Raw genomic sequence first — 19,906 nt, 5'->3', positions numbered from 1 at the left:
CCGACCCCGGTGCCGCCGCTCAGCGGTCGTTCTCCCGAGGCATGTCCTGTGTGGTTTCTGAAGATCTGGCTTGCTTTTCCTGCTTGGCTTGCTCTTCCTGCTCGGCCCGCTCGCGGCCGATGAGCTCGTTGAGCCACCTGACCTCGCGTTCGACGGACTCCAGCCCGTGGTTCTGCAGCTCCAGGGTGTAGGAGTCGACCCTTTCGCGAGTGCGCGCCAGGGCCGCGCGGAAACCCTCCAGGCGCTCCTCGAGCCGGCTGCGCCGGCCTTCGAGGATCCGCAGCCGGACGTCGGCGCGGGTGTGCGAGAAGAAGGCGAAGTGCACGCCGAACCCCTCGTCCTCCCACGACGCCGGACCGGCCTCGGTCAGCAGTTCCTGGAGACGTTCCTTGCCATCGGCGGTGAGCTTGTAAACGATCTTCGACCGGCGGCTCTGCAACGCCAGCGCCGTGTTCGGTTCCTCCGGCCGGTCCTCCATGATCAGCCCGTTGGCCAAGAGCTGCTTGAGGCACGGATAGAGGGAGCCGTAGGAGAACGCGCGGAACATGCCGAGCAGGGCGTTGAGCCGCTTTCGCAGTTCGTAGCCGTGCATCGGGGACTCGTGCAGCAGACCGAGCACGGCGAGCTCCAGCACGCCCGCGCCCTTCCTGGCCGCCATCCGGTCCCTCCTCAGCAGAGCCGATGTCTCGATCCGATGTATCGAGCCAATGTATCGACTCGATACATCGACACGATACGTAGACCGGCGCGTCCTGGCAAGTGGCGCCCTGTTCCGGGGGCCCGGGCGGACCTACCCTGCTGGTATGCGAGGCCGGAGCCGACCATGAGACCGAGGCTGGTCGTCGACTACGGCCTGGCGAAGCGGGCGGCGCTCGCGGAGCTGAGGTCCGGAGCCCTGACCAGGGACGACGCCTGCGACGCCCACCCCTATCTGCTGCGGGCCGCCAAGTACCACGGCGAGCCGGCCGGCAAGCCGTGTCCCGTCTGCCGGCATGAACCCCTCACCCATGTCACCTACGTATATGGGGACGAGCTGGGTCGTTATGCGGGACGCGTGAAGGCGACCGCCGACCTAGCAGAGATGGACCGCGAATACGGCGAATTCAGGGTGTATGTGGTGGAAGTGTGTCAAAGTTGCGCTTGGAATCACCTGGCAACGTCGTACGTCCTCGGCCACGGGGAGCAGAGCCCCGAGCGGTAGACGAACAAGGAGGATCGGCCCGACCGTAACGTCCGGCGGGGGCGCTGACCAGCCAGGCCGTAACTTCGCTGTGCACATGCTCCCCCCGCTCACCAGCCCGCACAGTACTCTTCGGACGGCGCACGAGTCGTGGCAACGCTGGGGAGCGATCCCCGGCCCTCGGCAACAACCAGCTGTCCCCTGTTGATGAGGTCGCGTGAGTAATCCAAGCCAGCCCCGACCGGAACCCGGGTCGCAGAGGCCGGGCGGGCAGCAGGTCCCCCGTCCCGGCGACTCCGACGACCCCGGCCACCCGGGAGTCCACCACGAGTCCGCCGCGGGCTTCCCCGGCGTGCCGGGCAACTCCGGCGCGCAGGGGGCACCGGCCGGACCACCGGACAACCTCCAGAACCCCGGCTTCATGGGCGGCCACTCCGTCCCCGGCGGACCGGGAGGCCCCGGTCCCCTGAGCGGCCCGGGCGCCGACTCCGGCTCCCCGCCGACCGCGCCCGGACCCGCCATCCCCGCGGATTCCGGCCTTCCCGGAGCGCCGGGCGGCCCGGGTCTGCCCGGTGGTCCGAATCAGCCGGGCGGTCTTGGCGGTCCCGGAATGTCCGGCGGCCCCGCAGCCCCGAGCGCACCCGGTGGCCCTGGTGCGATGAGCGGCTCCGGCATGGGCGGAACACCGAGAGGCGGTCCTGGCGGCGCGGGTGGTTCCGGCGGCCCGACCGGCCCGACCGGCCCCGGCGGCGCGGGCGGCCCGAGCGGTCCCGGCGGTCCTGGCGGGCCGGGTAGCCCTAGTGGTCCGGGTGGTCCCGGAATGGGGCGTGGTAGCGGAGCGCCGAGTGGTCCCGGTGGGTCCGGGATGGGTGGCCCCGGTAATCCCGGGGCGCCCGGTGGACAAGGCATGGGCGGAGTGCCCGGAGGCCCGGGCGGTCCCCGTGGGATGCCGCCGCCGAACGGCGGCGGAACGCCTGGCGCGTCCGGTGCGCCCGGAGTCGCGGGCCCCGGCGGGCCGGGAATGGGCGGCGTGCCGGGTGCCGCGGGTGTGGCCGGTGCCGGGGGTGTGGCCGGGTTCGGCGTCGCCGGGGTGGCCGGCAAGCCCGGTGTCAAGGACAAGCTCGGCGGGCTCGGGAAGGTCGGCCAGGACCTCGGCTCCAAGGTCACCTCGAAGTTCCGTGGCGGCGGCGTCCGCGCGGCCAACCGGTCGGCTGGGGCGGGCCGCCCCGGTGGACCCGGTGGACCCGGTGGTGCCGCAGGGCCCGGCGGCCCAGGTGGACCAGGCGGGCCGGGTGGTCCCGGACGGCCAGGCGGGCCAGGCGGGCCCGGGCGGCATGGGCAGAAGAAGGCCGGCTTCATCGATCACCTGCGGTCCCGGGAGTCCGGCTGGCGGCGGTACATCCCGTCCTGGAAGGTCGTGGCCGGTGTCTGCGGGCTGGGGTTCGCGGCGTTCGTCACCCTGATCTGGGTCGCGTACGCGAACACCCCGACGCCCGAGGAGCCCACGGTCGCGGGCGTCGAGGACCAGGCGTCGATCTTCTACTACACCGACGGCAAGGAGATCGGCCGGATCGGCAAGAAGCGGCAGAGCGTCGAGCTGGACAAGATTCCGCCGCACGTCCAGGAGGCGGTGCTGGCGGCGGAGAACCGCAGCTTCCGCACCGACCCCGGGTTCTCGGTCAAGGGCACCACGCGGGCGGTGTGGGACAACCTGACCGGCGGGTCGGGCGGCGGGTCCACGATCACGCAGCAGCTGGCGAAGAACTACTACTCCGACCCGAACAACCGGACGATGAGCCGGAAGTTCAAGGAGCTGTTCATCTCGCTGAAGCTGGAGGACAAGCACACCAAGGACGAGATCCTCAAGCTGTACCTGAACACGATCTACTTCGGCCGCAACACCTATGGCATCCAGGCCGCGTCCCGCGAGTACTTCGGGACGGACGTGTGGAAGCTCAAGCCCGACCAGGCGGCCATCCTTGGCGGCATCATCCAGAACCCCAACCGGGACCCGGGTGACAAGGCCAACGCGGCGTGGGCGACCGAGAGGTACGAGTACACGCTCAAGGGCATGGTCTCGATGGGCAAGCTCAGCCGGGCCGACGCCGACAAGTACATCGGGCAGGGGCTGCCCGACATCCGGAAGGCCGGCACCAGCGACCAGCTTTACGGCGGCCAGCGCGGCTACATGCTGATGCGCGCCAAGGAAGAACTCCGCCGGATGGGGATCGACGACAAGGAGCTGACGACCAAGGGCCTGCGGGTCTACACGACGTTCAACCGCAAGCGGATGGCGATGGCCAAGAGGGCCGCCGAGAAGACCGTCCCGCAGGTGAACCCGAAGAAGCTCGCGAAGAAGAAGATCCGCGTCGGGCTGGTGTCGGTGAACACCGCGAACGGCGAGGTCGTGGCGTTCTACGGCGGACACGACTATCTCGACCAGTCCTTCAACAACGTGTGGCAGGGCTCGGCGCAGGGCGGTTCGGCGATGAAGCCGTACGTGCTGGCGACCGCGCTGAAGCAGAACTACAGCCTGAAGAGCCTCGTCGAGGGACGGTCGAAGACGCCGATCGACCCGGAGGGCAACGTGGTGTCGAAGGACGACCCGAGCGCCGTGATGGTCCCGAACAGCCATGACGTGGGCACGCCGGTCAACCTGATCACGGCGACGAAGGACTCGGTGAACACGGCGTTCATCCAGCTGATGGGCAAGGTCGGCATCGAAGAGGTGATCAAGACCGAGACCGATGCCGGTATCGCGTCCGACCTGCTGAAGCCGCACAAGTGCTGCCTGAACCTCGCGCTGGGCGTCAACAACATCCGGCCCATCGAGCAGGCGGCGGGCTACGCGGTGTTCGCCAACGGCGGCGTGTACCACCAGCCGCATGTGATCCGCCAGGTGAAGGAGTCCGACAACAAGACGATCCGGCTGAAGCCGAAGTACGAGAAGCGCCGGGTCTTCGACGCGAATGTCGCCGCGGACGCCACGTACGCGATGCAGCAGGTCGTCAAGGGCGGTACCGCGACGGCGGCGGCGCTGCCGAACCGTCCGGCGGCCGGCAAGACCGGTACCACCGACCGTAACGTCGCGACGTGGTTCGTCGGGTACACCCCGCAGATCTCCACCGCCGTGACGATCTACAACGACGACACGGGGCGGGACGGGAAGAAGAAATCGGTGGTCCTGCCGGGGATCGGCACGGTGGAGGGCGGTACGATCCCCGCCCGCATCTGGCGGTCCTACATGACGAAGGCGATGCAGGGCATGGAGGTCGAGGCGTTCCCGCCGCCGGCGTGGGGCGGGATCGTGCAGAAGTGGGCGAAGCCGCCGGAGAAGAAGCGCGACGACAGGCCGCCGTGGTGCGACGAACCGATCGGCAGGTTCGACCCGCGCTGTCACGGCGACGGTGACGGCGGCGACCGGGGCAGGAAGCCGCCGTGCCAGTCGCCGGTCCCGAACGAGAACTGCGACCCGAGCAGGCCGCCGAGCAATCCCCCGCCCCGGTGGTGGTGCCAGCTTCACCAGGGTGAGCGCGCCTGCCGTCCGCGGGGCGGTCGCGGGCTGGAACCCAACACGGCGAGCATCGTGCCGCTGTTGCCGCTGTCAAGGCCTCCGGAATGAACCGGCGGGCCGTCGCGTGCGAACCGTCTCTTGTGGAGGCGGTGGTGTGACATGAAGCATGTTCGCCGATTGCCGCACGCCAGCGGGCATGCTCGAGTGCGTCCGGACGGGTTGGGGACGGGGAGCATTGCTCCCTCGGCCCCCTCGACTCCGGGTGCGCAGTACTCTCTGACGACGCACAGCCGTATCCCAGTTGATGAGGTCGCGTGAGTAACCGAAGCCGATACGGACCGGAACACGGAGATGGCCCCGGCCGGAGGGGCGCCCCCCGCCCCGGCGGTTCGGGCACGCCCGCCGGTGCGCCGCGCGGCGGACCCCCGTCAGGCTCGCCCGCGCCCGGCAAGGGCCCGCGGCCCGGCGGCAGGCCGGGTGGACGGGCCGGCGGGCCGGCGAGGGTGGGCGGCACCGGCGGCGGGCGGCGCCGTGCCGCGCCGTCGGCGATGCGCTCGGGGCCGGGCGGCCGTCCCGGCCGGCCGGGCCCGGGTGGCGCCGGTGGCCGCGGTGGTGGCCCCGGCGGTCCCGGCGGTCCTGGTGGCCGCGGTGGTTCGGGTGGCCGCGGCGGTTCCGGTGGCGACGGCTTCTGGGACGATGAAGGGCGCGGCAAGCGGTCGGACGACCCGGAGAAGACCGGCTGGCGGCGGTACATCCCGTCCTGGAAGATCATCGTCGCCGTCGTCAGCGTGATGATCCTCGGGATGGCCACGCTGGTCATCGTCGCGTACGCCAACACCCCGATCCCGACGGAGAAGCAGCAGGACGCGATCCGGCAGGAGTCGGTCATCACGTACGCGGACGGCTCGCCGCTCGCCCGGATCGGGACGCACCGCGAGAACATCCCGCTCGAGAAGGTCCCCAAGCACGTGCAGAACGCGGTGCTCGCCGCCGAGGACCGGGGCTTCTGGACCGAGCCGGGCATCTCGCCGACCGGCATCGCGGGAGCGATGTACCGGGCGATGACCGGCGGAGAGATCGCGGGCGCCTCGACGATCACCCAGCAGATGGCCCGGAACTACTACGCGGGCCTCAGCCAGGAGCGGACGGTCAGCCGCAAGCTCAAGGAAATCCTCATCTCCATCCGGCTCGGGAAGGAGATGCAGAAGGAGAAGATCCTCGAGCTGTACCTCAACACCGTTCCCTTCGGGCGCCGGTCGTACGGCGTCCAGGCGGCGTCCCGGGCGTACTTCCACAAGCCCGTCACCGAGATCAACGAGTCGGAGGCGGCGATGCTGGCGGCGATGATCCAGCGCCCCGGATACTTCGCCACCTACGGCCCGGCGTCCAACCCGGCCAAGCAGGCGCTGATCGACCGCTGGAACTACGTCCTCGACGGGATGGTCGAGGAAGGCTGGCTCGACTCGGGCAAGCGCGCGGCGGCGGAGTTCCCGCAGACGCAGAAGAACTGGAGCGACGTCCCCGACGACCCGAACGCCGGCTACCTCGAGGCGCGGGTGCTGCGCGAACTGAAGGCGCTCGGCATCAACGACCAGATGCTGGAGACCGGCGGCCTGCGCATCAAGACCACGTTCAACAAGCAACTGCAGGACTACACCAACAAGGCCGTCAAGCAGATCAAGAAGGAGAACGGGCTCGGCAAGGACATCCACTTCGGGCTGACGGCGATCGACCCGAAGACGGGTGGGGTGGTGGCCGCCTACGGTGGCCCGGACTTCCGCAAGCAGCAGTTCGACAACTCCTTCCAGGGCAATGTGCAGCCGGGTTCGTCGTTCAAGCCGATCGTCCTGGCCACCGCCCTCGACCAGGACATCAGCCTCAAGACGACGATGGACGGCAGCTACAAGCGGACGATCAACGGCGCGACGTTCACCAACGACAACCGTGCGGAGAACGGCGTCTACAACCTCAAGCAGATGACGGCGATGTCCATCAACACGGCGTACGTGGAGCTCGGGCAGAAGGTTCAGTTGAGCAACGTCGTGGAGATGGCCAAGAAGATGGGCGTCCCCGCAGACACCCCGAACCTCAACGCCAACTACACGTCGCTGCCGCTGGGCGTCATCGACACGACCGCCGTCACCATGGCCTCGGTCTACTCGACGTTCGCGGCGGAGGGGCAGCACCGCCAGGCCCATGTGATCGCCAAGGTCACCGACAACCAGGGCAACCCCATCACGAGCGAGGACGGCAAGGTCCTGGAGAAGCTGCCCTGGGAGACTCCGGTCAAGGCGTTCTCCGCGGGCGTCGCGCGGGACGCCACGTCCGCGATGCAGGCGGTCGTCACGACCGGTACCGGTAAGCGCGCGAGCCTCGGCTCCCGCCCGGTCGCCGGCAAGACCGGTACGACGGACGAGAACAAGTCGGCCTGGTTCGTCGGCTACACGCCGGAGCTCGCGACGGCGTCGGCGATGTGGCGTCAGGACAAGAACGGGAACCGCAAGTCGCTGATCGGCGTGGGCAACTACAGCCAGGTCTACGGTGGTACGGTCCCCGCCGACCTGTTCAAGACCTTCATGATGAAGGCGCTTGAGGGCAAGGAGATCAAGCAGTTCCCACCGCCGGTCAACGGCGGCGAGATCGCCCCGTGGGCGAAGGCGAAGCCGGAGCCGAGCCCGTCGGCGACGCCGTCCCCCACCACCACGCCGGACTGCCGGCCGGGCCAGCAGAACCCGGAGCCGGGCTGCCAGACGAACACGCCGAACCCGACGAACACCCCGACGTTGCCGCCCGGGCCGGGGGAGCCCTGCAACCGGATCGGGATGCCGGTCGGCTGTGACCCCAACCTGCCGCCCGAGGGCGACAAGAGCTGGTGGTGCGCTCAACCCCAGCACCGGGACCACCCGGCCTGCCGGCCGGGCGACGGGGACGACCCGAACGATAACGGCAACCTGAATTAGTGACCGGGGATGCGGGGACGCGCGTCCCGGCATCCCCGGGAATGGCCCGGAGCCCGCAGCGGCTCCGGGCCGTTCCGTTTCATGAGCGTCCGCTTCACCGAGGTCCGGCCTGAGGCGGGCGCGATGACCAATAGTCTTTCTGTCCATGTCGTCGTCTTCTGAGAGGCTCGCGATGTCCGCCGCCGACACCGACAGCGATGAGGCGGACGGTCCGGCGTCCCGTCGGCGGGACCGGCTGATGCCGTTCGCGCCGGTGCTGACGGGCCTCACCGCCCTGGTGTGCCTGCTCGGCTGGCTGCAGAAACGGCCGTGCGCGTCGGCGAACTTCGACTTCATCAAGACGACGACGAATGCCTGCTACACCGACATCTATCCGCTCTACTACGTGCGGGGGCTGAGCGACGGCAAGCTGCCGTACTTCGACTCGCTCGCCGGTTCCGACATCCAATACGTCGAGTACCCGGTCCTGAGCGGCGCCTTCATGCAGCTGGTCGCATGGCTGGTCCAGCCGTTCGGCGTGGACGCCCGCGGAATGGCGTTCTACAACGTCACCGCTCTGCTGCTCGCGGTCCTCGCGGTCGTGGCCGTGCTCGCGACGGCGTACGTGGCGGGGCGGCGTTCGCTGCGCGCCGGACTGATGGTGGCGCTGTCCCCCGCGCTGCTGCTCACCGCGTACATCAACTGGGACCTGCTCGCGGTGGCGCTGTCGGCGCTGGCCCTCGCCGCCTGGGCGGCCCGCCGCCCGGCGCTCGCGGGCGCGATGCTGGGGCTGGCGATCGCGGCGAAGTTCTACCCGCTGCTGTTCCTCGGCCCGCTGGTCCTGCTGTGCGTGCGCGCCGGGCAGTGGCGCGCCATGGGACGGATGCTCGCCGGCACCGCCGCCACCTGGCTGCTGGTCAACCTGCCGGTGATGGTCTTCGCGTGGGACGGGTGGAAGGAGTTCTACACCTTCAGCCAGGGCCGCGGCGTCGACTGGGGGTCGATCTTCTTCTATCTGCAGGATCACGGGCTGGAGAAGCCGGCGTCCGATACCGAGCTGCTCAACCTCCTCGGCACGGGCACGTTCCTCGTCCTCGCGGCCGGCATCGCCGTGCTCGCGCTCACCGCGCCGCACCGGCCGCGCCTGCCGCAGCTGATGTTCCTCGTGCTGGTCGCGTTCATGCTGCCGAACAAGGTCTGGTCACCGCAGTACGTGCTGTGGCTGCTGCCCCTCGTCGTCCTGGCCCGCCCGAAGCTCCCCGCGTTCGTGGTCTGGCAGATCGGGGAGATCATCTACTTTTTCGGCATCTGGTGGTTCCTGCTGTCGGTCTCCGCCCGGACGCAGGGCGCGAACCTTCCGGACACGGTGTCGGCGGTACTGGGTTTGGACGCGCCCGACGGCGGTATCAGCCAGGACGTGTACCACCTCGCCCTGCTCGCGCGGTTCGTGACAGTCCTGGCGCTGGCCGCCCTGGTGGTGCGGGACGTGCTGCGCCCGTCCGACGACATCGTCCGGTCGGACGGAACCGACGACCCGGCCGGCGGCGTCCTCGACGGCGCGGCGGACGTGATCTCACTGGGACGCCGGCGTGGCCGCCACCACGCCGGCGTCCCAGTGCCGTCCTGAACGGGCGCAGCGTCGCCCTGGGGCGCAGCGCCGTCGCCCTACCCGGCGCCCTGGCCTCGCAGGGCCTCGATGAACCATTCGAACGACGGGGTCATCGCCGGCCACACGGGCCATCCGTTGATGACGGCGAGCAGTTGCCAGTACCGCTCCGCGCGCCGGTCGGTGCCGATCTCCGTCCGCCTCAGCAGCTCACGCCTGAACTCGGTGTCGTCCGTGGCGCCGTAAGCCCGCGCGTAGGCGGCGACGAGTTCGTCGACGATGGGACGGGCCTCGTCCGAGCCCGGCTCGATCCCGTTCTCGATCGCCGCCGCGATCTTCTCTCCGGTGAGCCGGCCGAGCTGCGCCGGGTCCTCCGGGTACGCGCCTTGTTCGATCTCGGCGGCCTGGGCCTCCGCCATCCGCCGCACCGACGCCCGGAACCCGGGGTCGCCGACCAGCTCGGCCAGCTCCACCCACGCGTCGACCTGCTCGGGTTCGGGGTCGTCGGGCAGCTCGGGCAGCGCGGACCGCATCTTGGCCTCGAAGCCGGGGTCCACGTCGAGCCCGGCGAACGACTCGTCGATGAAGTCGGTGATGATGCGCCGCCGCTCCGCGTCGGACAGCCGGGCCAGCTTGTGCATGAGTTCGATCTCCTCGGGACTGGATGCTCGTTTGGCGACGGCCCGCAGCACGGCCCGGCGCAGCCGGAGCGTGCGGATCTGCACGTCCAGCGCCTCGGCGTGCGCCGTCGCGACCTCTCCGACGCCGATCTCGTGGTCCAGCACCCGCCGGACCGTCCCGAGATCCACGCCGAGGTCGCGCAGCGTCCGCACCAGGTCGAGGCGTGCGACGGCCTCCAGGTCGTACAGCCGGTAACCGGCGGCGGTACGGGAGGTCGCCGGCACCACGCCCGCGTCGGAGTAGAACCGGATCGTCCGCACCGAAAGCCCGGTGCGCCGCGCCAGTTCCCCGATCGTGTACAGGGCGTCGCCTTCCATGCCGTCCACCATGAGGGCTCCAGTTACTAGAGACTCAACCCCACACCATCCCCAACCTGCCCGGAACCGACCAGGAGCGCGAATGACCAGGAACGTCGTTCTCCCTGAAGCGTGGGAACCGAGGGTGCGCGCCGCCCTCGCCGACGTCCGCCCCGACCTCGCGGGGTGCCCGCTGCGGCATCTCGGCGCGGGATACGAGAGCGTGGCATTGCGCCTGGAGTCGGAGCAGGGGACATATGTGCTCCGCTTCCCGCGCGACGAGAACGGGGCGGCGGGCATCGCATGCGAGGCCCGGCTGCTGCCCGAACTCGGCGGGACGCTCGACGTCCCCATCCCCGCCTTCGCGTTCACCGCCCCGAACCCGCTCGGTCCCGGAATGTTCTGCTGCTATCCCCTCGTCCCCGGGGAGTCGCTGGACGAGGAGGAGTGGCACGCACGCGGGCTTCTGGACGAGCCGGGCCCCGTCCGCCAGATGGCGGATCTGCTGGAGGCGATCCACGCGTTCCCGGTCGAACGCGCCCGCGAGCTCGGCGTCCCCGAAGCGGACCTGCGCGCGGACTTCACCGAGGACCTGCGACTCGTCCGCGCCGAGGTGGCGCCGCTGCTGCCGCCGGACGAGGCTCGCCTCCTCATCGCGGCCTACGAGCGTTACCTCGCCGACGACGCCGGTTTCGGTGGCGGCCCCACGCTGATCCACGCCGACTTCAGCCTGGACCACCTCCTGGTCACCGGAACGCGGATCACCGGACTGATCGACTTCGGCGACGTGCGGATCGGCGACCCCGACTACGACCTGTGCTACCTCTGGCCTGAGACGAACCGCCGGTTCGTCCGGCGGCTCCAGGAACACCGGGGCCGGCCGTTCGACGCGCGCCTTGAGGGCAAGCTGCGCTTCTGGGAACTGGCCGACCCGGTCAGCGACGTGCTCCACGGCATCGAGCACGGCATGCCGGACGTCCGCGATGAGGGCGTGAACCTCCTCACCGCCCTCTTGGCCCCCGGCCGCCCCTGACCGGGGAACGATGCGACGGGGGTGTCGGACCGTGGCGGAGGCCGGCCGTGTCCGAAGCTCATCGTGACCGACGCAGGTCAGCGCGTCGTTGAACGTCCGGCCCCGGAGGCTGTGCGACGATCTCGGACGCGCCCGGTGCCGTCACCGAAAAGGCGTGGCCGGATTCTGCCCATATCGGGGGGATTTCGTGGGCGACGGCCGGGGATGATCGCGGCCGGTGGGGCGGGTCGCCCCGGCCCCGCGGACGCGGGGAGCACGAACTGCCGGGAGATGACGTGGACGCGAACCAAGCACTGACCGAGCTGCTCGCGGGACGGCTGGCACCGGGCGTCTACCAGTGGCGGACGCCCCCGGTGCCGGGTGCCGTCGGCGACACGAGCTGGACCGAACGCGCCGAGGAGGCCGGCTGGCGGGGATTCCATCTCGACGGCCGCCGCGCCCGCGACCGGGAGTCGTTCCTGCGCCTGTGCGCGGACGTCTTCGAACTGCCCGGAGGAACGGCCGGCGGCTGGGACGCTCTCGGCGACGGCCTGGCCGACCTGTCATGGACGCCCGCCAAGAACGGCTACGTGGTGCTGTACGAGTCGTGGGCCGAACTCGCCGACGCCGACCAGCGGTCGTTCCGCGCCGTTCTGGACGTGTTCGCGGGAACGGTGAAGGCGTGGCGGGACACCTCCACCCCCATGACCGTCCTGATGTCGAGCGTCGGTGTGGAAGTCGCAGGCGTCCCCCGCCTCGCCTGACCGGACGTCAGTAGGTGCGCGTGCTGCCCGTCTCCGCGGCGAACCATGCCACGCCGAGGATGTAGAGGAACCAGAAGATGATCCACCCGACCGTGATGAGGTAGCCGAGGATGAGGCCGGTAACGGCCATCCCATTGCCGCCCTCACCCGTCCGCTTGATCTGGCTCTGTGCGACATGCCCGAAGATGATCGCGAGGATGGACGTCAGTCCGCAGGCGAAGAAACCGATGAGCCCGCACACCATCGACGCGGTCGCCATCCCGTTCGTCGGCGGGGCGACGGGGGCGGAAGGCCCGTAGTAGTGGTGCTGCACGGCGGGGGGCTGCTGGGAGTAGGACTGGCCGTAGGGGTCCTGAGAGCCGTAGCCGTAGGGGTCGTATGCCATGTGCTTCCCGATCGGTTCGCGCGCCCGCCGCCCGAGAGTACGCGCGTGCGCTGAGGCTGGGTTCCGGATTATGCCAGTGTGACGCGACCTTCGGTTTTTGTCGTCATGCTGGGCTTTCACGTTCTTAGATGCCGCGCCCGCCGGACGGGTTCCACCGGCCGCCTCGGCGCGGTCAGAGATTTGAACGCAACCAGGAGATGTCCTCCGCTTGACCGGTCGCCGGCGTCTCCACGACGACGGGCGCGCCCGCGGCCCGCACCACGCCCAGGATCAGGTCGGGCTCGATGCTGCCGCTGCCCAGATTGGCGTGCCGGTCGGCACCGGACCCGAACGCGTCGCGGCTGTCGTTGCAGTGCAGTAGATCGATGCCGCCGGTGATGGCCTTGATGCGGTCGACGGCGTCCACGAGTTCCTCCCCCGCCGCGTGCGCGTGGCAAGTGTCGAGGCAGAAACCGATCTTGGACTCCAGCCCCGGAACCCCGGACAGCACCTCCCACAGCCGTGCGATCCGGTCGAACTTGCGCGCCATGGCGTTCCCGCCGCCCGCGGTGTTCTCGATATAGACGGGGATGGGGCAGTCGACCCGCTCGAACACCTTGCGCCAGTTCTCGAAGCCCATCTCAGGGTCGTCGTCCTTCAACATATGGCCGCCGTGCACGATCAGCGCCTTCGCGCCGATGGACGCGGCCGCCTCCAGTTGCTGGGTGAGGTTCTTACGGCTCGGGATGCGGATCCTGTTGTTGGACGTCGCCACATTGATCGTGTACGGCGCGTGCACATAGACGTCCACCCCGGACCCCGCCAGCGCCTCGACACCCTCCGGCAAAACGGGCTTCTTCCACCCCTGCGGGTCACCCAGGAAGAACTGAACGACGTCCGCCCCGATCGCGCGGGCGTTGTCGAGCGGGTTGGTCTGGTCGACATGGGCTCCGATGCGCATGCCACGAGACTAGCCCCGCCCTCCGACAACGCACACGAACACCCGGACCCACCGCGGGGGCCGGGCGGTGACGGAACCTCCCGGCGACGGGGGTCAGATCGTGAAGCCGCCGTTGCTCAGCGCGAAGCCGACGCCCAGGAACGACGCCACCATGCCGATGACGTTCAGCCACCGCTCATTCGTCGTCGCGGAGATCATCTGGGAGTACAGGGCGAGCGGCAGGCCGATCAGTCCGGCGACGGCCCCGGGGAAGTGGGTCGCCGGGATCCAGCCGAGGATGAGCGCGGCGATCCCGATCGTGACCGACGCCACCGCCAGCACATCCTGGAGCCGGTGCGGTTCGGGCTTGGCATCGAGGCCGATGGCCTGCTTCTTGGTGCCTGCAGCCTCCTGCGGCATGGGGATCCTCCTCCAGCTCGAGTCTCCCGCGTGAGGGGCACACGCTGCCCGCGGGGAACGGACGGACCACGCCCGTAGGGATTCCCGGCCGGACTGGAGATCAACCGGCGCGGAGGCCCGGAAATGTCCGTGCCACCCGGTACAGTCGAACACAGATTCGAGAACACCGGCCCGGTCCGGCCCCCGAGGGGAAGCGGGGGAGAGCAGGAGGTGAACCATGGTGACGAAAGCGGAGCTGGGGCTCATCGGTGACGCGGAGCTGGTGGAGGAGTTGTCGCTGCTGACGACTCAGACCGCCCGCATGCGCGCCCGCATGGCCGACATCATGGCCGAACTGGAGCGCCGGCGCTGTACCAAGAACGTCCGGCCGGGCGTGCGGCGCTGACGGTGGGCCGCGTCCGGAACCGGCGCGGGTTCGCTGCGCGGCCGAGGTCCACGGCGACGCCGCGCATCCCTATGGCGATCAGCGCCAGGCCCGCGGCGCCCTTACGGCCGAAGGGCGCAACCCACGCCTCCGCGGGCCCCGCGGGAGGCGGGCGTGCGAACCGGGCCCCTCCGTTTCGTCGGCGCTCCGCTCCGGGAACCGGCTCGTACGCTGCCAACTGTTGGTAGCCTGGAGCGGTCTCGCGGCAGGTGCGCCCGGCGATCCGGGTTCCGGCGCCGCCGCGGGAGACGCAACAGCCCTCCTGTCACGGAGAGACCGTGACCGCATCAGTCCAGAGGAGGTAGGGACAGCATGCGTCGTTACGAACTCATGACCATCCTCGACCCCGCCATCGACGAGCGCACCGCGACCGCGGCGCTCGACCCGTTCCTGAAGGTCGTCAAGGACGACGGCGGCAGCGTGGAGAATGTCGAAGTCTGGGGCCGCCGGCGCCTGGCGTACGACATCCAGAAGAAGTCCGAAGGCATCTACGCGGTGGTCGACCTGTCGGCTGAGCCTGCCACGGTCAAGGAGCTCGACCGGCAGCTCAACCTGAGCGAGTCGATCCTCCGTACCAAGGTCATCCGCCCCGAGGTCCACTGAGCCGGGCTCAGTCCTCTCATCAGCCGGAGCGAACCCCATGGCAGGCGACACCGTAATCACGATGGTCGGGAACCTCGTCGAGGACCCGAATCTGCGTTTCACCCCGAGCGGCCAGGCGGTCGCGTCCTTCCGCATGGCCTCGACCCCGCGGTTCTTCGACCGCCAGTCGGGCGAATGGAAGGACGGTGAGGCGCTGTTCCTGACGTGCAACGTCTGGCGGCAGGCCGCCGAGAACGTGGCCGAGACCCTGCAGCGCGGCATGCGGGTGATCGTGCAGGGACGCCTCAAGCAGCGGTCGTACGAGACCCGCGAGGGTGAGAAGCGCACCGTCTTCGAGATCGAGGTCGACGAGGTCGGCCCGTCGCTGCGCAGCGCCACCGCCAAGGTCAACAAGACCCAGCGGCAGGGCGGCGGCGGTGGCGGCGGCTTCGGCGGCGGTGGCGGCGGTGGCCAGGGCGGCGGCTTCGGCGGTGGCGGCGGTGGCCAGCAGGGCGGCGGTTTCGGCGGCGGTGGCGGCGGCGGAGGCGGTGGCGGCCAGCAGGGCGGCGGCGCCCCTGCCGACGACCCCTGGGCCACCGGCGGTGGCGGCGGGGGCGGATTCTCCGACGACCCGCCGTTCTAGACCTGCCTTTGCCGGACCAGCAAGAACAAGTACACGTCCATTCCCGCGTGAGCGGGGCTCTCCCAAAGGAGCACCACGATGGCGAAGCCACCTCCCCGCAAGCCGAAGAAGAAGGTTTGCGTTTTCTGCCAGGAGAAGATCTCCTACGTCGACTACAAGGACACCGGTCTGCTGCGGAAGTTCATCTCCGACCGCGGCAAGATCCGTGCCCGGCGAGTGACCGGAAACTGCACCCAGCACCAGCGGGACGTCGCCACGGCGATCAAGAACGCCCGCGAGATGGCGCTGCTGCCCTACACCAGCACCGCGCGCTGAGGCAGGGGGAACGATCATGAAGCTCATCCTGACCCAGCAGGTCTCCGGGCTCGGCGAGCCCGGTGACGTCATCGAGGTCCGGGACGGCTACGGCCGCAACTACCTCGTCCCCCGCGGGTTCGCGATCAGGTGGACCCGGGGCGCCGAGAAGGAGATCGACTCGATCAAGAAGGCGCGTTCGGCCCGCGAGATCGCGACGGTCGAGCACGCCAAGGAGGTCGCCGGCCAGCTGGCGGCGCTGCGGGTGACGCTCCGCACCCGCACCGGCAGCGGCGGCCGCCTCTTCGGCGCCGTGACCGCCGCCGACATCGCCGAGGCGGTCCGCGCCGCCAACGGCCCCGACCTGGACCGCCGCCGCATCGAGATCGGCAACCCGATCAAGACGGTCGGCACCCACCGGGTCAGCGTCCGCCTCCACAGCGACGTCAACGCCACCATCGACGTGGACGTCGTCGAAGCCTGACGCGCTTCCACCGAACGACCCCCGCGCCCCGGGCCCTGCCCGAGGCGCGGGGGTCGTTCCGCGTCCACCACGACTCTCTCGGCGCCGGAAAACCGGGATCGCTGCGTAGCCTGGTTGCACGGACACGGGGAGCACCATGCGGCGAAGACGATGGACGGCTGCGGGGATGGGGTCGTTGTCTGCCGGGGTGGTGGCCGCGGCGGCGGGCGTCGGCGTGACCTCGGTGGGTACCGGGGCTTTCGGGCTGGAGACGCACACCTTCACCCGTGTCGAGTGCCACTCCGTCTCCGTGGAGAAGGGCGGCACGGTCTGGCACTGCACGGGTGAGAGCCCGGCCCAGGTCGTCGCCAACGACGAGGCCGCACGGCGGGCCGCGCAGGCCGCGCTTCGCGCTCACCGTGACGGCGTCTCCTCCTTCAACGAGCCGCGCCGGCGCACCAGACTGACCTTCGTCGACCATGACGGGCAACTCGACCCGCAGCGGGTCACCGCGTCCCGCCTGCCCGTGGGCGACCGATGGATCGCGCATTCCGGCAACGTGGTCTTCGTGGGCGTGCTGCTGACACTCCTCGGGGTCACCGCCGTGACCTGGGGCGTCTACCGCCTGCGACCACCCGGACGTGATTGATCACGCCGCTCGCCCGCGTCCCCACGGCCCCACCATGCGGGCGGGCGTGCCGGGGACGCGGCTCGGGCCCGACTGATCGTGAACGGGCTTCGCCGACCAACCGACGTGATCGGATCCCGCGCCGTTGCCCGGGGCGCCCTGGGCAGGACGCCGGCAGGGAACCGCGCGTCCGGGACGTGCCCGGCGGCTCTGATACATACCGCGCAATCTCTGGTGCAAGATCAGGCGTTGTCTCGTTCAAACGGGGGTCCTGCGCCCGGGGTTTCATGTGAAACGTCCGTGAACCGCCCTGTGTTTGGTTGATCAACAGAGTGGCCAATACGTTCCGTAACCAGATCACCGCGGAACGAAGGGGGACGGTGTTGATCGCGCATTCGGGGGACGGCGCGGACGGCCGAGAGCGGGGCGGGCCGCAGGTGACGCGCCGGGCGCTCATCGGTGGTGTGGTGGGAACGGGCCTGCTCACGATGAGTTCGTCCGTCCAGAATGTGGCCATGGCGGACGAACTCTCCGCCGGACCGGACTTCCGGGTCGGCGATCACGTCGCCTTCAGGGCGGACGCTCCACACGTGTACACACGCGCCCAGTGGAACGCGCGGTCGCCGAGGCGTCCCGCCAAGGTCCTCGACCGGCCGCCCGACCGCATCATCGTGCACCACACGGCGACGGCGAACTCCAAGAACCGCTCGCTCGGCCATGCGTTCGCCCTGTCGCGGTTCATCCAGAACTTCCACATGGACAAGAACGGCTGGGACGACACGGGCCAGCAGCTCACGATCAGCCGCGGCGGCATCGTGATGGAGGGACGCAACAGGAGCCTGAAGGCCGTCCGGGCCGGTGATCTCGCCGTGGGCGCGCAGGTCCTGCACCACAACGATCACACCATCGGGATCGAGAACGAGGGCACGTACACGAAGAAGCGCGTCCCGGATCCGCTGTGGGACTCGCTTGTGGAGGTGTGCGTCTGGCTCTGCCAGGCCTACGACCTCGAACCGTCCGAGGCGATCATCGGCCACCGGGACTACAACAACACCGCGTGCCCCGGCGATGTGCTCTATGCCCGGCTGCCGAAGCTCCGCAGGTCAGTGGCCGCCCGGCTGGACGGTTCCCCGAGTTCCGCCGGTTCGCCGAGCACGGGCGGCTCGCCGAGCCCGGGCGGTGGCGCCGGTGGCCAGGGCATGCCGGTGTTCCCGCCTTTCGACGACTTCGGCTGACCGCCCACGGCGGTGGGCGCCGCTACGTTTCTGGGGTGGTGTAGCGGGTGCGGCGACGGGCGATCTCGGGGTCGATGCCTTCGACCAGGGACCAGATGCCCGCGACCCGTTCCACCAGGGTCTCCGGGGGCAGCCCTGCGAGGCCCTCCGCCGCCAGGTCGTCGATCGCCTGTGTCAGCCGGGCCATCCGCTCGCCGTGTGTGGAACACATGTTCGAATAGTAGCGAGTGTGGCGCGAGGTGCGGGTGCGCTTCGCGGAAATCGGCTCTCAGCGGACGGCGCCGGTGACCATCCAGCGGTCGCCGCGGGCACGCAGGCCCAGGGTGAGCATCCGGGTCAGCATCCACAGGCCGATCGCGGCCCAGAGCCCGATCAGCCCGGCGTCCGCCCGGTAGGCGACGATGGCGGCGGGCAGGAAGACGACCGTGGCGATCAGCGTCGTCGCGGCGAGGTACGCGCCGTCGCCCGCCCCGATCAGGATTCCGTCCAGGACGAACACCACCCCCGCGACGGGCTGCATCACCGCGACGAGGAGCAGCGAGGCCAGCAGCAGCTCGCGGACTCCGCCGTCCGATGTGAACAGCCCCGGCAGCCACGGGCGGACCAGCAGGATGATCAGCCCGAAGGCCACGCCGCAGCCGATCCCCCACCACACCATCCGGCGTGTGACGGCCCGCGTGCCGGTGATGTCGGACGCGCCAAGGTAGCGCCCGGTGATGGCCTGCCCGGCGATCGCGATGGCGTCGAGCGCGAACGCCAGGAGCGTCCACACCTGGAACCCCACCTGGTATGCGGCGATCTCCTCGTCCCCCATACGGGCCGCGATGGACGTGCCCACGATGAGGACGACGCGCAGGGCCGCCGTCCGGAGCAGCAGCCCGAACCCCGCCGTGGCGGACGTCTTCAGCCCGTCCATGTCGGGGCGCACCGGCGCGTCATGGCGGCGCGCCGCCCGTAGCACGACCACGACGTAGACGGCGGCGCTCCCCGTCTGGGCGATCACCGTCCCCCACGCCGAGCCGGCGATCCCCCAGTTCAGGACGATCACGAACAGCACGTTGAGGACGATGTTCAGCGAGAACCCGCCGATCGAGACGACGAGCGGTGTGCGGGTGTCCTGCAGGCCGCGCAGCACGCCCGTCCCGGCCAGGATGACCAGCATCGACGGGATCCCGAAGAGGCTCACCGCGAGGTAGGTCTCGGCGTACGGCGCGACGACGGGGGACGCGCCGAACGCGTCCACGATCACGGGGATCAGCGGCCAGCCGGCGACGATCAGCGCGACCCCGATGGCGAGCGCGAGCCACATGCCGTCGATGCCCTGCCGGATGGCCGCCCGCATGTCCCCGGCGCCGACCTGCCGGGCCACTCCGGCCGTCGTCCCGTAGGCGAGGAAGACGCACAGGTAGACCAGCGTGCTCAGCGCCTGGCCGGCGACTCCCAGGCCGCCGAGCTGCGCGGTGCCCAGGTGCCCGACGATCGCCGAGTCCGACAGCAGGAACAGGGGTTCGGCGACGAGCGCGCCGAACGCCGGGACCGCCAGGCGCAGGATCTCGCGATCGTGCGCGGCCGCGGGCCGCCGGTAGGTCGTCACCGCGCCGAGGGTACCAGTCTGTAATTCTCGTAAGCAGGTTCACGCCTTACATCGGGCGGGGCCCCGAACTTTCTTTCCCGCACACCCGGTGGATGACGTTCTCGCACTTCAACGCGGTGCCGCGAGAGTCTTCCCCGGGGAATCCACAGAGTTGTCCACAGGTCGTGCACAACCTTTGCGGCGTGTCTGCACAGGGACTCCACAACCTCGTCCACAGGACGCTTTGCCCGCCGCCGCGTGGGCTCGGGAGAATGTCGGACGCTTCAGGTAGACGTGGGATGAACGGTCGGCGATGAGGCGGACGGGGCCGCAGTCGACCGAGATGAA

At 70.0% G+C, this 19,906-nt stretch carries 20 protein-coding genes; 13 read left to right on the top strand and 7 right to left on the bottom strand.

The window, feature by feature from the left end:
* Positions 1 to 19 precede the first annotated feature (19 nt).
* The gene (locus ACTWPP_RS06760) at positions 20 to 658 is read right to left on the bottom strand and encodes a helix-turn-helix transcriptional regulator (protein ID WP_443103206.1); all 639 of its coding nucleotides are present in this window, start codon (positions 656 to 658) and stop codon (positions 20 to 22) included.
* A gap of 165 nt (positions 659 to 823) precedes the next feature.
* Between ACTWPP_RS06760 and ACTWPP_RS06755 the strand changes: the two genes are divergently transcribed.
* The 4 genes from ACTWPP_RS06755 to ACTWPP_RS06740 all read left to right on the top strand — a co-directional run bounded on the left by ACTWPP_RS06755 (position 824) and on the right by ACTWPP_RS06740 (position 9,260).
* On the top strand, positions 824 to 1,201 hold the full coding sequence (locus ACTWPP_RS06755; protein WP_443103205.1) for a DUF5318 family protein: 378 nt from the start codon (positions 824 to 826) through the stop codon (positions 1,199 to 1,201).
* A gap of 1,009 nt (positions 1,202 to 2,210) precedes the next feature.
* Complete coding sequence (locus tag ACTWPP_RS06750; protein ID WP_443103204.1) at positions 2,211 to 4,802, top strand: transglycosylase domain-containing protein; 2,592 nt, start codon at positions 2,211 to 2,213, stop codon at positions 4,800 to 4,802.
* 395 nt (positions 4,803 to 5,197) lie between these two features.
* Positions 5,198 to 7,654 carry a transglycosylase domain-containing protein gene (locus tag ACTWPP_RS06745; protein WP_443103203.1) on the top strand — a complete coding sequence of 819 codons (2,457 nt, stop codon included), beginning with the start codon at positions 5,198 to 5,200 and terminating at the stop codon, positions 7,652 to 7,654.
* 145 nt (positions 7,655 to 7,799) lie between these two features.
* Entirely contained in the window at positions 7,800 to 9,260 is a 1,461-nt protein-coding gene (locus ACTWPP_RS06740; RefSeq protein WP_443103202.1) for a glycosyltransferase family 87 protein, read from the top strand.
* Between the two features lie 38 nt (positions 9,261 to 9,298).
* Here the strand turns inward: ACTWPP_RS06740 and ACTWPP_RS06735 are convergent, their stop codons facing one another.
* Positions 9,299 to 10,237: a MerR family transcriptional regulator gene (locus tag ACTWPP_RS06735; protein ID WP_443103201.1), complete on the bottom strand. Its 939-nt coding sequence runs from the start codon at positions 10,235 to 10,237 to the stop codon at positions 9,299 to 9,301.
* A gap of 82 nt (positions 10,238 to 10,319) precedes the next feature.
* On the opposite strand from ACTWPP_RS06735, the gene ACTWPP_RS06730 reads away from it, so the two are divergent.
* Together ACTWPP_RS06730 and ACTWPP_RS06725 are read left to right on the top strand one after the other, a co-directional pair.
* Positions 10,320 to 11,249 carry a phosphotransferase family protein gene (locus ACTWPP_RS06730; RefSeq protein ID WP_443103200.1) on the top strand — a complete coding sequence of 310 codons (930 nt, stop codon included), beginning with the start codon at positions 10,320 to 10,322 and terminating at the stop codon, positions 11,247 to 11,249.
* Positions 11,250 to 11,524: 275 nt separating this feature from the next.
* A complete protein-coding gene (locus ACTWPP_RS06725) occupies positions 11,525 to 11,992 on the top strand; it encodes a barstar family protein (RefSeq protein WP_443103199.1) in 468 nt (155 codons plus the stop codon).
* A gap of 7 nt (positions 11,993 to 11,999) precedes the next feature.
* On the opposite strand, the gene ACTWPP_RS06720 is transcribed toward ACTWPP_RS06725, so the two are convergent.
* The 3 genes from ACTWPP_RS06720 to ACTWPP_RS06710 form a co-directional block, all read right to left on the bottom strand.
* Positions 12,000 to 12,377 (bottom strand): DUF4190 domain-containing protein, encoded by a 378-nt coding sequence (locus ACTWPP_RS06720; RefSeq protein WP_443103198.1) that lies wholly within the window; start codon positions 12,375 to 12,377, stop codon positions 12,000 to 12,002.
* A gap of 172 nt (positions 12,378 to 12,549) precedes the next feature.
* Entirely contained in the window at positions 12,550 to 13,317 is a 768-nt protein-coding gene (locus ACTWPP_RS06715; RefSeq protein ID WP_443103197.1) for a deoxyribonuclease IV, read from the bottom strand.
* Positions 13,318 to 13,410: 93 nt separating this feature from the next.
* Positions 13,411 to 13,716 (bottom strand): hypothetical protein, encoded by a 306-nt coding sequence (locus ACTWPP_RS06710; protein ID WP_443103196.1) that lies wholly within the window; start codon positions 13,714 to 13,716, stop codon positions 13,411 to 13,413.
* Between the two features lie 217 nt (positions 13,717 to 13,933).
* Between ACTWPP_RS06710 and ACTWPP_RS06705 the strand changes: the two genes are divergently transcribed.
* From ACTWPP_RS06705 to ACTWPP_RS06675, 7 genes are all read left to right on the top strand, one after another.
* The gene (locus tag ACTWPP_RS06705; RefSeq protein ID WP_443103195.1) at positions 13,934 to 14,101 is read left to right on the top strand and encodes a hypothetical protein; all 168 of its coding nucleotides are present in this window, start codon (positions 13,934 to 13,936) and stop codon (positions 14,099 to 14,101) included.
* A gap of 351 nt (positions 14,102 to 14,452) precedes the next feature.
* Positions 14,453 to 14,743: a 30S ribosomal protein S6 gene (rpsF, locus tag ACTWPP_RS06700; protein WP_443103194.1), complete on the top strand. Its 291-nt coding sequence runs from the start codon at positions 14,453 to 14,455 to the stop codon at positions 14,741 to 14,743.
* Between the two features lie 37 nt (positions 14,744 to 14,780).
* On the top strand, positions 14,781 to 15,365 hold the full coding sequence (locus ACTWPP_RS06695; RefSeq protein ID WP_443103193.1) for a single-stranded DNA-binding protein: 585 nt from the start codon (positions 14,781 to 14,783) through the stop codon (positions 15,363 to 15,365).
* Positions 15,366 to 15,443: 78 nt separating this feature from the next.
* Entirely contained in the window at positions 15,444 to 15,680 is a 237-nt protein-coding gene (rpsR, locus tag ACTWPP_RS06690) for a 30S ribosomal protein S18 (RefSeq protein ID WP_019631633.1), read from the top strand.
* Positions 15,681 to 15,696: 16 nt separating this feature from the next.
* Complete coding sequence (rplI, locus tag ACTWPP_RS06685) at positions 15,697 to 16,143, top strand: 50S ribosomal protein L9 (protein WP_443103192.1); 447 nt, start codon at positions 15,697 to 15,699, stop codon at positions 16,141 to 16,143.
* Between the two features lie 166 nt (positions 16,144 to 16,309).
* Positions 16,310 to 16,771: a hypothetical protein gene (locus ACTWPP_RS06680; protein WP_443103191.1), complete on the top strand. Its 462-nt coding sequence runs from the start codon at positions 16,310 to 16,312 to the stop codon at positions 16,769 to 16,771.
* A 359-nt stretch (positions 16,772 to 17,130) separates the two neighbouring features.
* Positions 17,131 to 17,985 carry a peptidoglycan recognition protein family protein gene (locus tag ACTWPP_RS06675; RefSeq protein WP_443103190.1) on the top strand — a complete coding sequence of 285 codons (855 nt, stop codon included), beginning with the start codon at positions 17,131 to 17,133 and terminating at the stop codon, positions 17,983 to 17,985.
* A gap of 22 nt (positions 17,986 to 18,007) precedes the next feature.
* Here the strand turns inward: ACTWPP_RS06675 and ACTWPP_RS06670 are convergent, their stop codons facing one another.
* Both ACTWPP_RS06670 and ACTWPP_RS06665 read right to left on the bottom strand, forming a co-directional pair.
* Entirely contained in the window at positions 18,008 to 18,196 is a 189-nt protein-coding gene (locus ACTWPP_RS06670) for a hypothetical protein (protein WP_052357975.1), read from the bottom strand.
* 57 nt (positions 18,197 to 18,253) lie between these two features.
* The gene (locus tag ACTWPP_RS06665) at positions 18,254 to 19,579 is read right to left on the bottom strand and encodes an MATE family efflux transporter (protein WP_443103189.1); all 1,326 of its coding nucleotides are present in this window, start codon (positions 19,577 to 19,579) and stop codon (positions 18,254 to 18,256) included.
* Positions 19,580 to 19,906: the final 327 nt, after the last annotated feature.

This window comes from Actinomadura sp. 3N407, assembly GCF_052245875.1.
In the GTDB taxonomy this organism is placed as follows: domain Bacteria; phylum Actinomycetota; class Actinomycetes; order Streptosporangiales; family Streptosporangiaceae; genus Spirillospora.
This window is presented reverse-complemented; position numbering and strand designations above follow the sequence as displayed.

Coding starts and splice junctions, on each gene's coding strand:
- ACTWPP_RS06760 (WP_443103206.1), bottom strand. CDS start 658: ATGGCGGCCAGGAAGGGCGCGGGCGTGCTGGAGCTCGCCGTGCTCGGT.
- ACTWPP_RS06755 (WP_443103205.1), top strand. CDS start 824: ATGAGACCGAGGCTGGTCGTCGACTACGGCCTGGCGAAGCGGGCGGCG.
- ACTWPP_RS06740 (WP_443103202.1), top strand. CDS start 7,800: ATGTCGTCGTCTTCTGAGAGGCTCGCGATGTCCGCCGCCGACACCGAC.
- ACTWPP_RS06735 (WP_443103201.1), bottom strand. CDS start 10,237: ATGGAAGGCGACGCCCTGTACACGATCGGGGAACTGGCGCGGCGCACC.
- ACTWPP_RS06730 (WP_443103200.1), top strand. CDS start 10,320: ATGACCAGGAACGTCGTTCTCCCTGAAGCGTGGGAACCGAGGGTGCGC.
- ACTWPP_RS06720 (WP_443103198.1), bottom strand. CDS start 12,377: ATGGCATACGACCCCTACGGCTACGGCTCTCAGGACCCCTACGGCCAG.
- ACTWPP_RS06715 (WP_443103197.1), bottom strand. CDS start 13,317: ATGCGCATCGGAGCCCATGTCGACCAGACCAACCCGCTCGACAACGCC.
- ACTWPP_RS06710 (WP_443103196.1), bottom strand. CDS start 13,716: ATGCCGCAGGAGGCTGCAGGCACCAAGAAGCAGGCCATCGGCCTCGAT.
- ACTWPP_RS06705 (WP_443103195.1), top strand. CDS start 13,934: ATGGTGACGAAAGCGGAGCTGGGGCTCATCGGTGACGCGGAGCTGGTG.
- rpsF (WP_443103194.1), top strand. CDS start 14,453: ATGCGTCGTTACGAACTCATGACCATCCTCGACCCCGCCATCGACGAG.
- ACTWPP_RS06695 (WP_443103193.1), top strand. CDS start 14,781: ATGGCAGGCGACACCGTAATCACGATGGTCGGGAACCTCGTCGAGGAC.
- rpsR (WP_019631633.1), top strand. CDS start 15,444: ATGGCGAAGCCACCTCCCCGCAAGCCGAAGAAGAAGGTTTGCGTTTTC.
- rplI (WP_443103192.1), top strand. CDS start 15,697: ATGAAGCTCATCCTGACCCAGCAGGTCTCCGGGCTCGGCGAGCCCGGT.
- ACTWPP_RS06680 (WP_443103191.1), top strand. CDS start 16,310: ATGGGGTCGTTGTCTGCCGGGGTGGTGGCCGCGGCGGCGGGCGTCGGC.
- ACTWPP_RS06670 (WP_052357975.1), bottom strand. CDS start 18,196: ATGTGTTCCACACACGGCGAGCGGATGGCCCGGCTGACACAGGCGATC.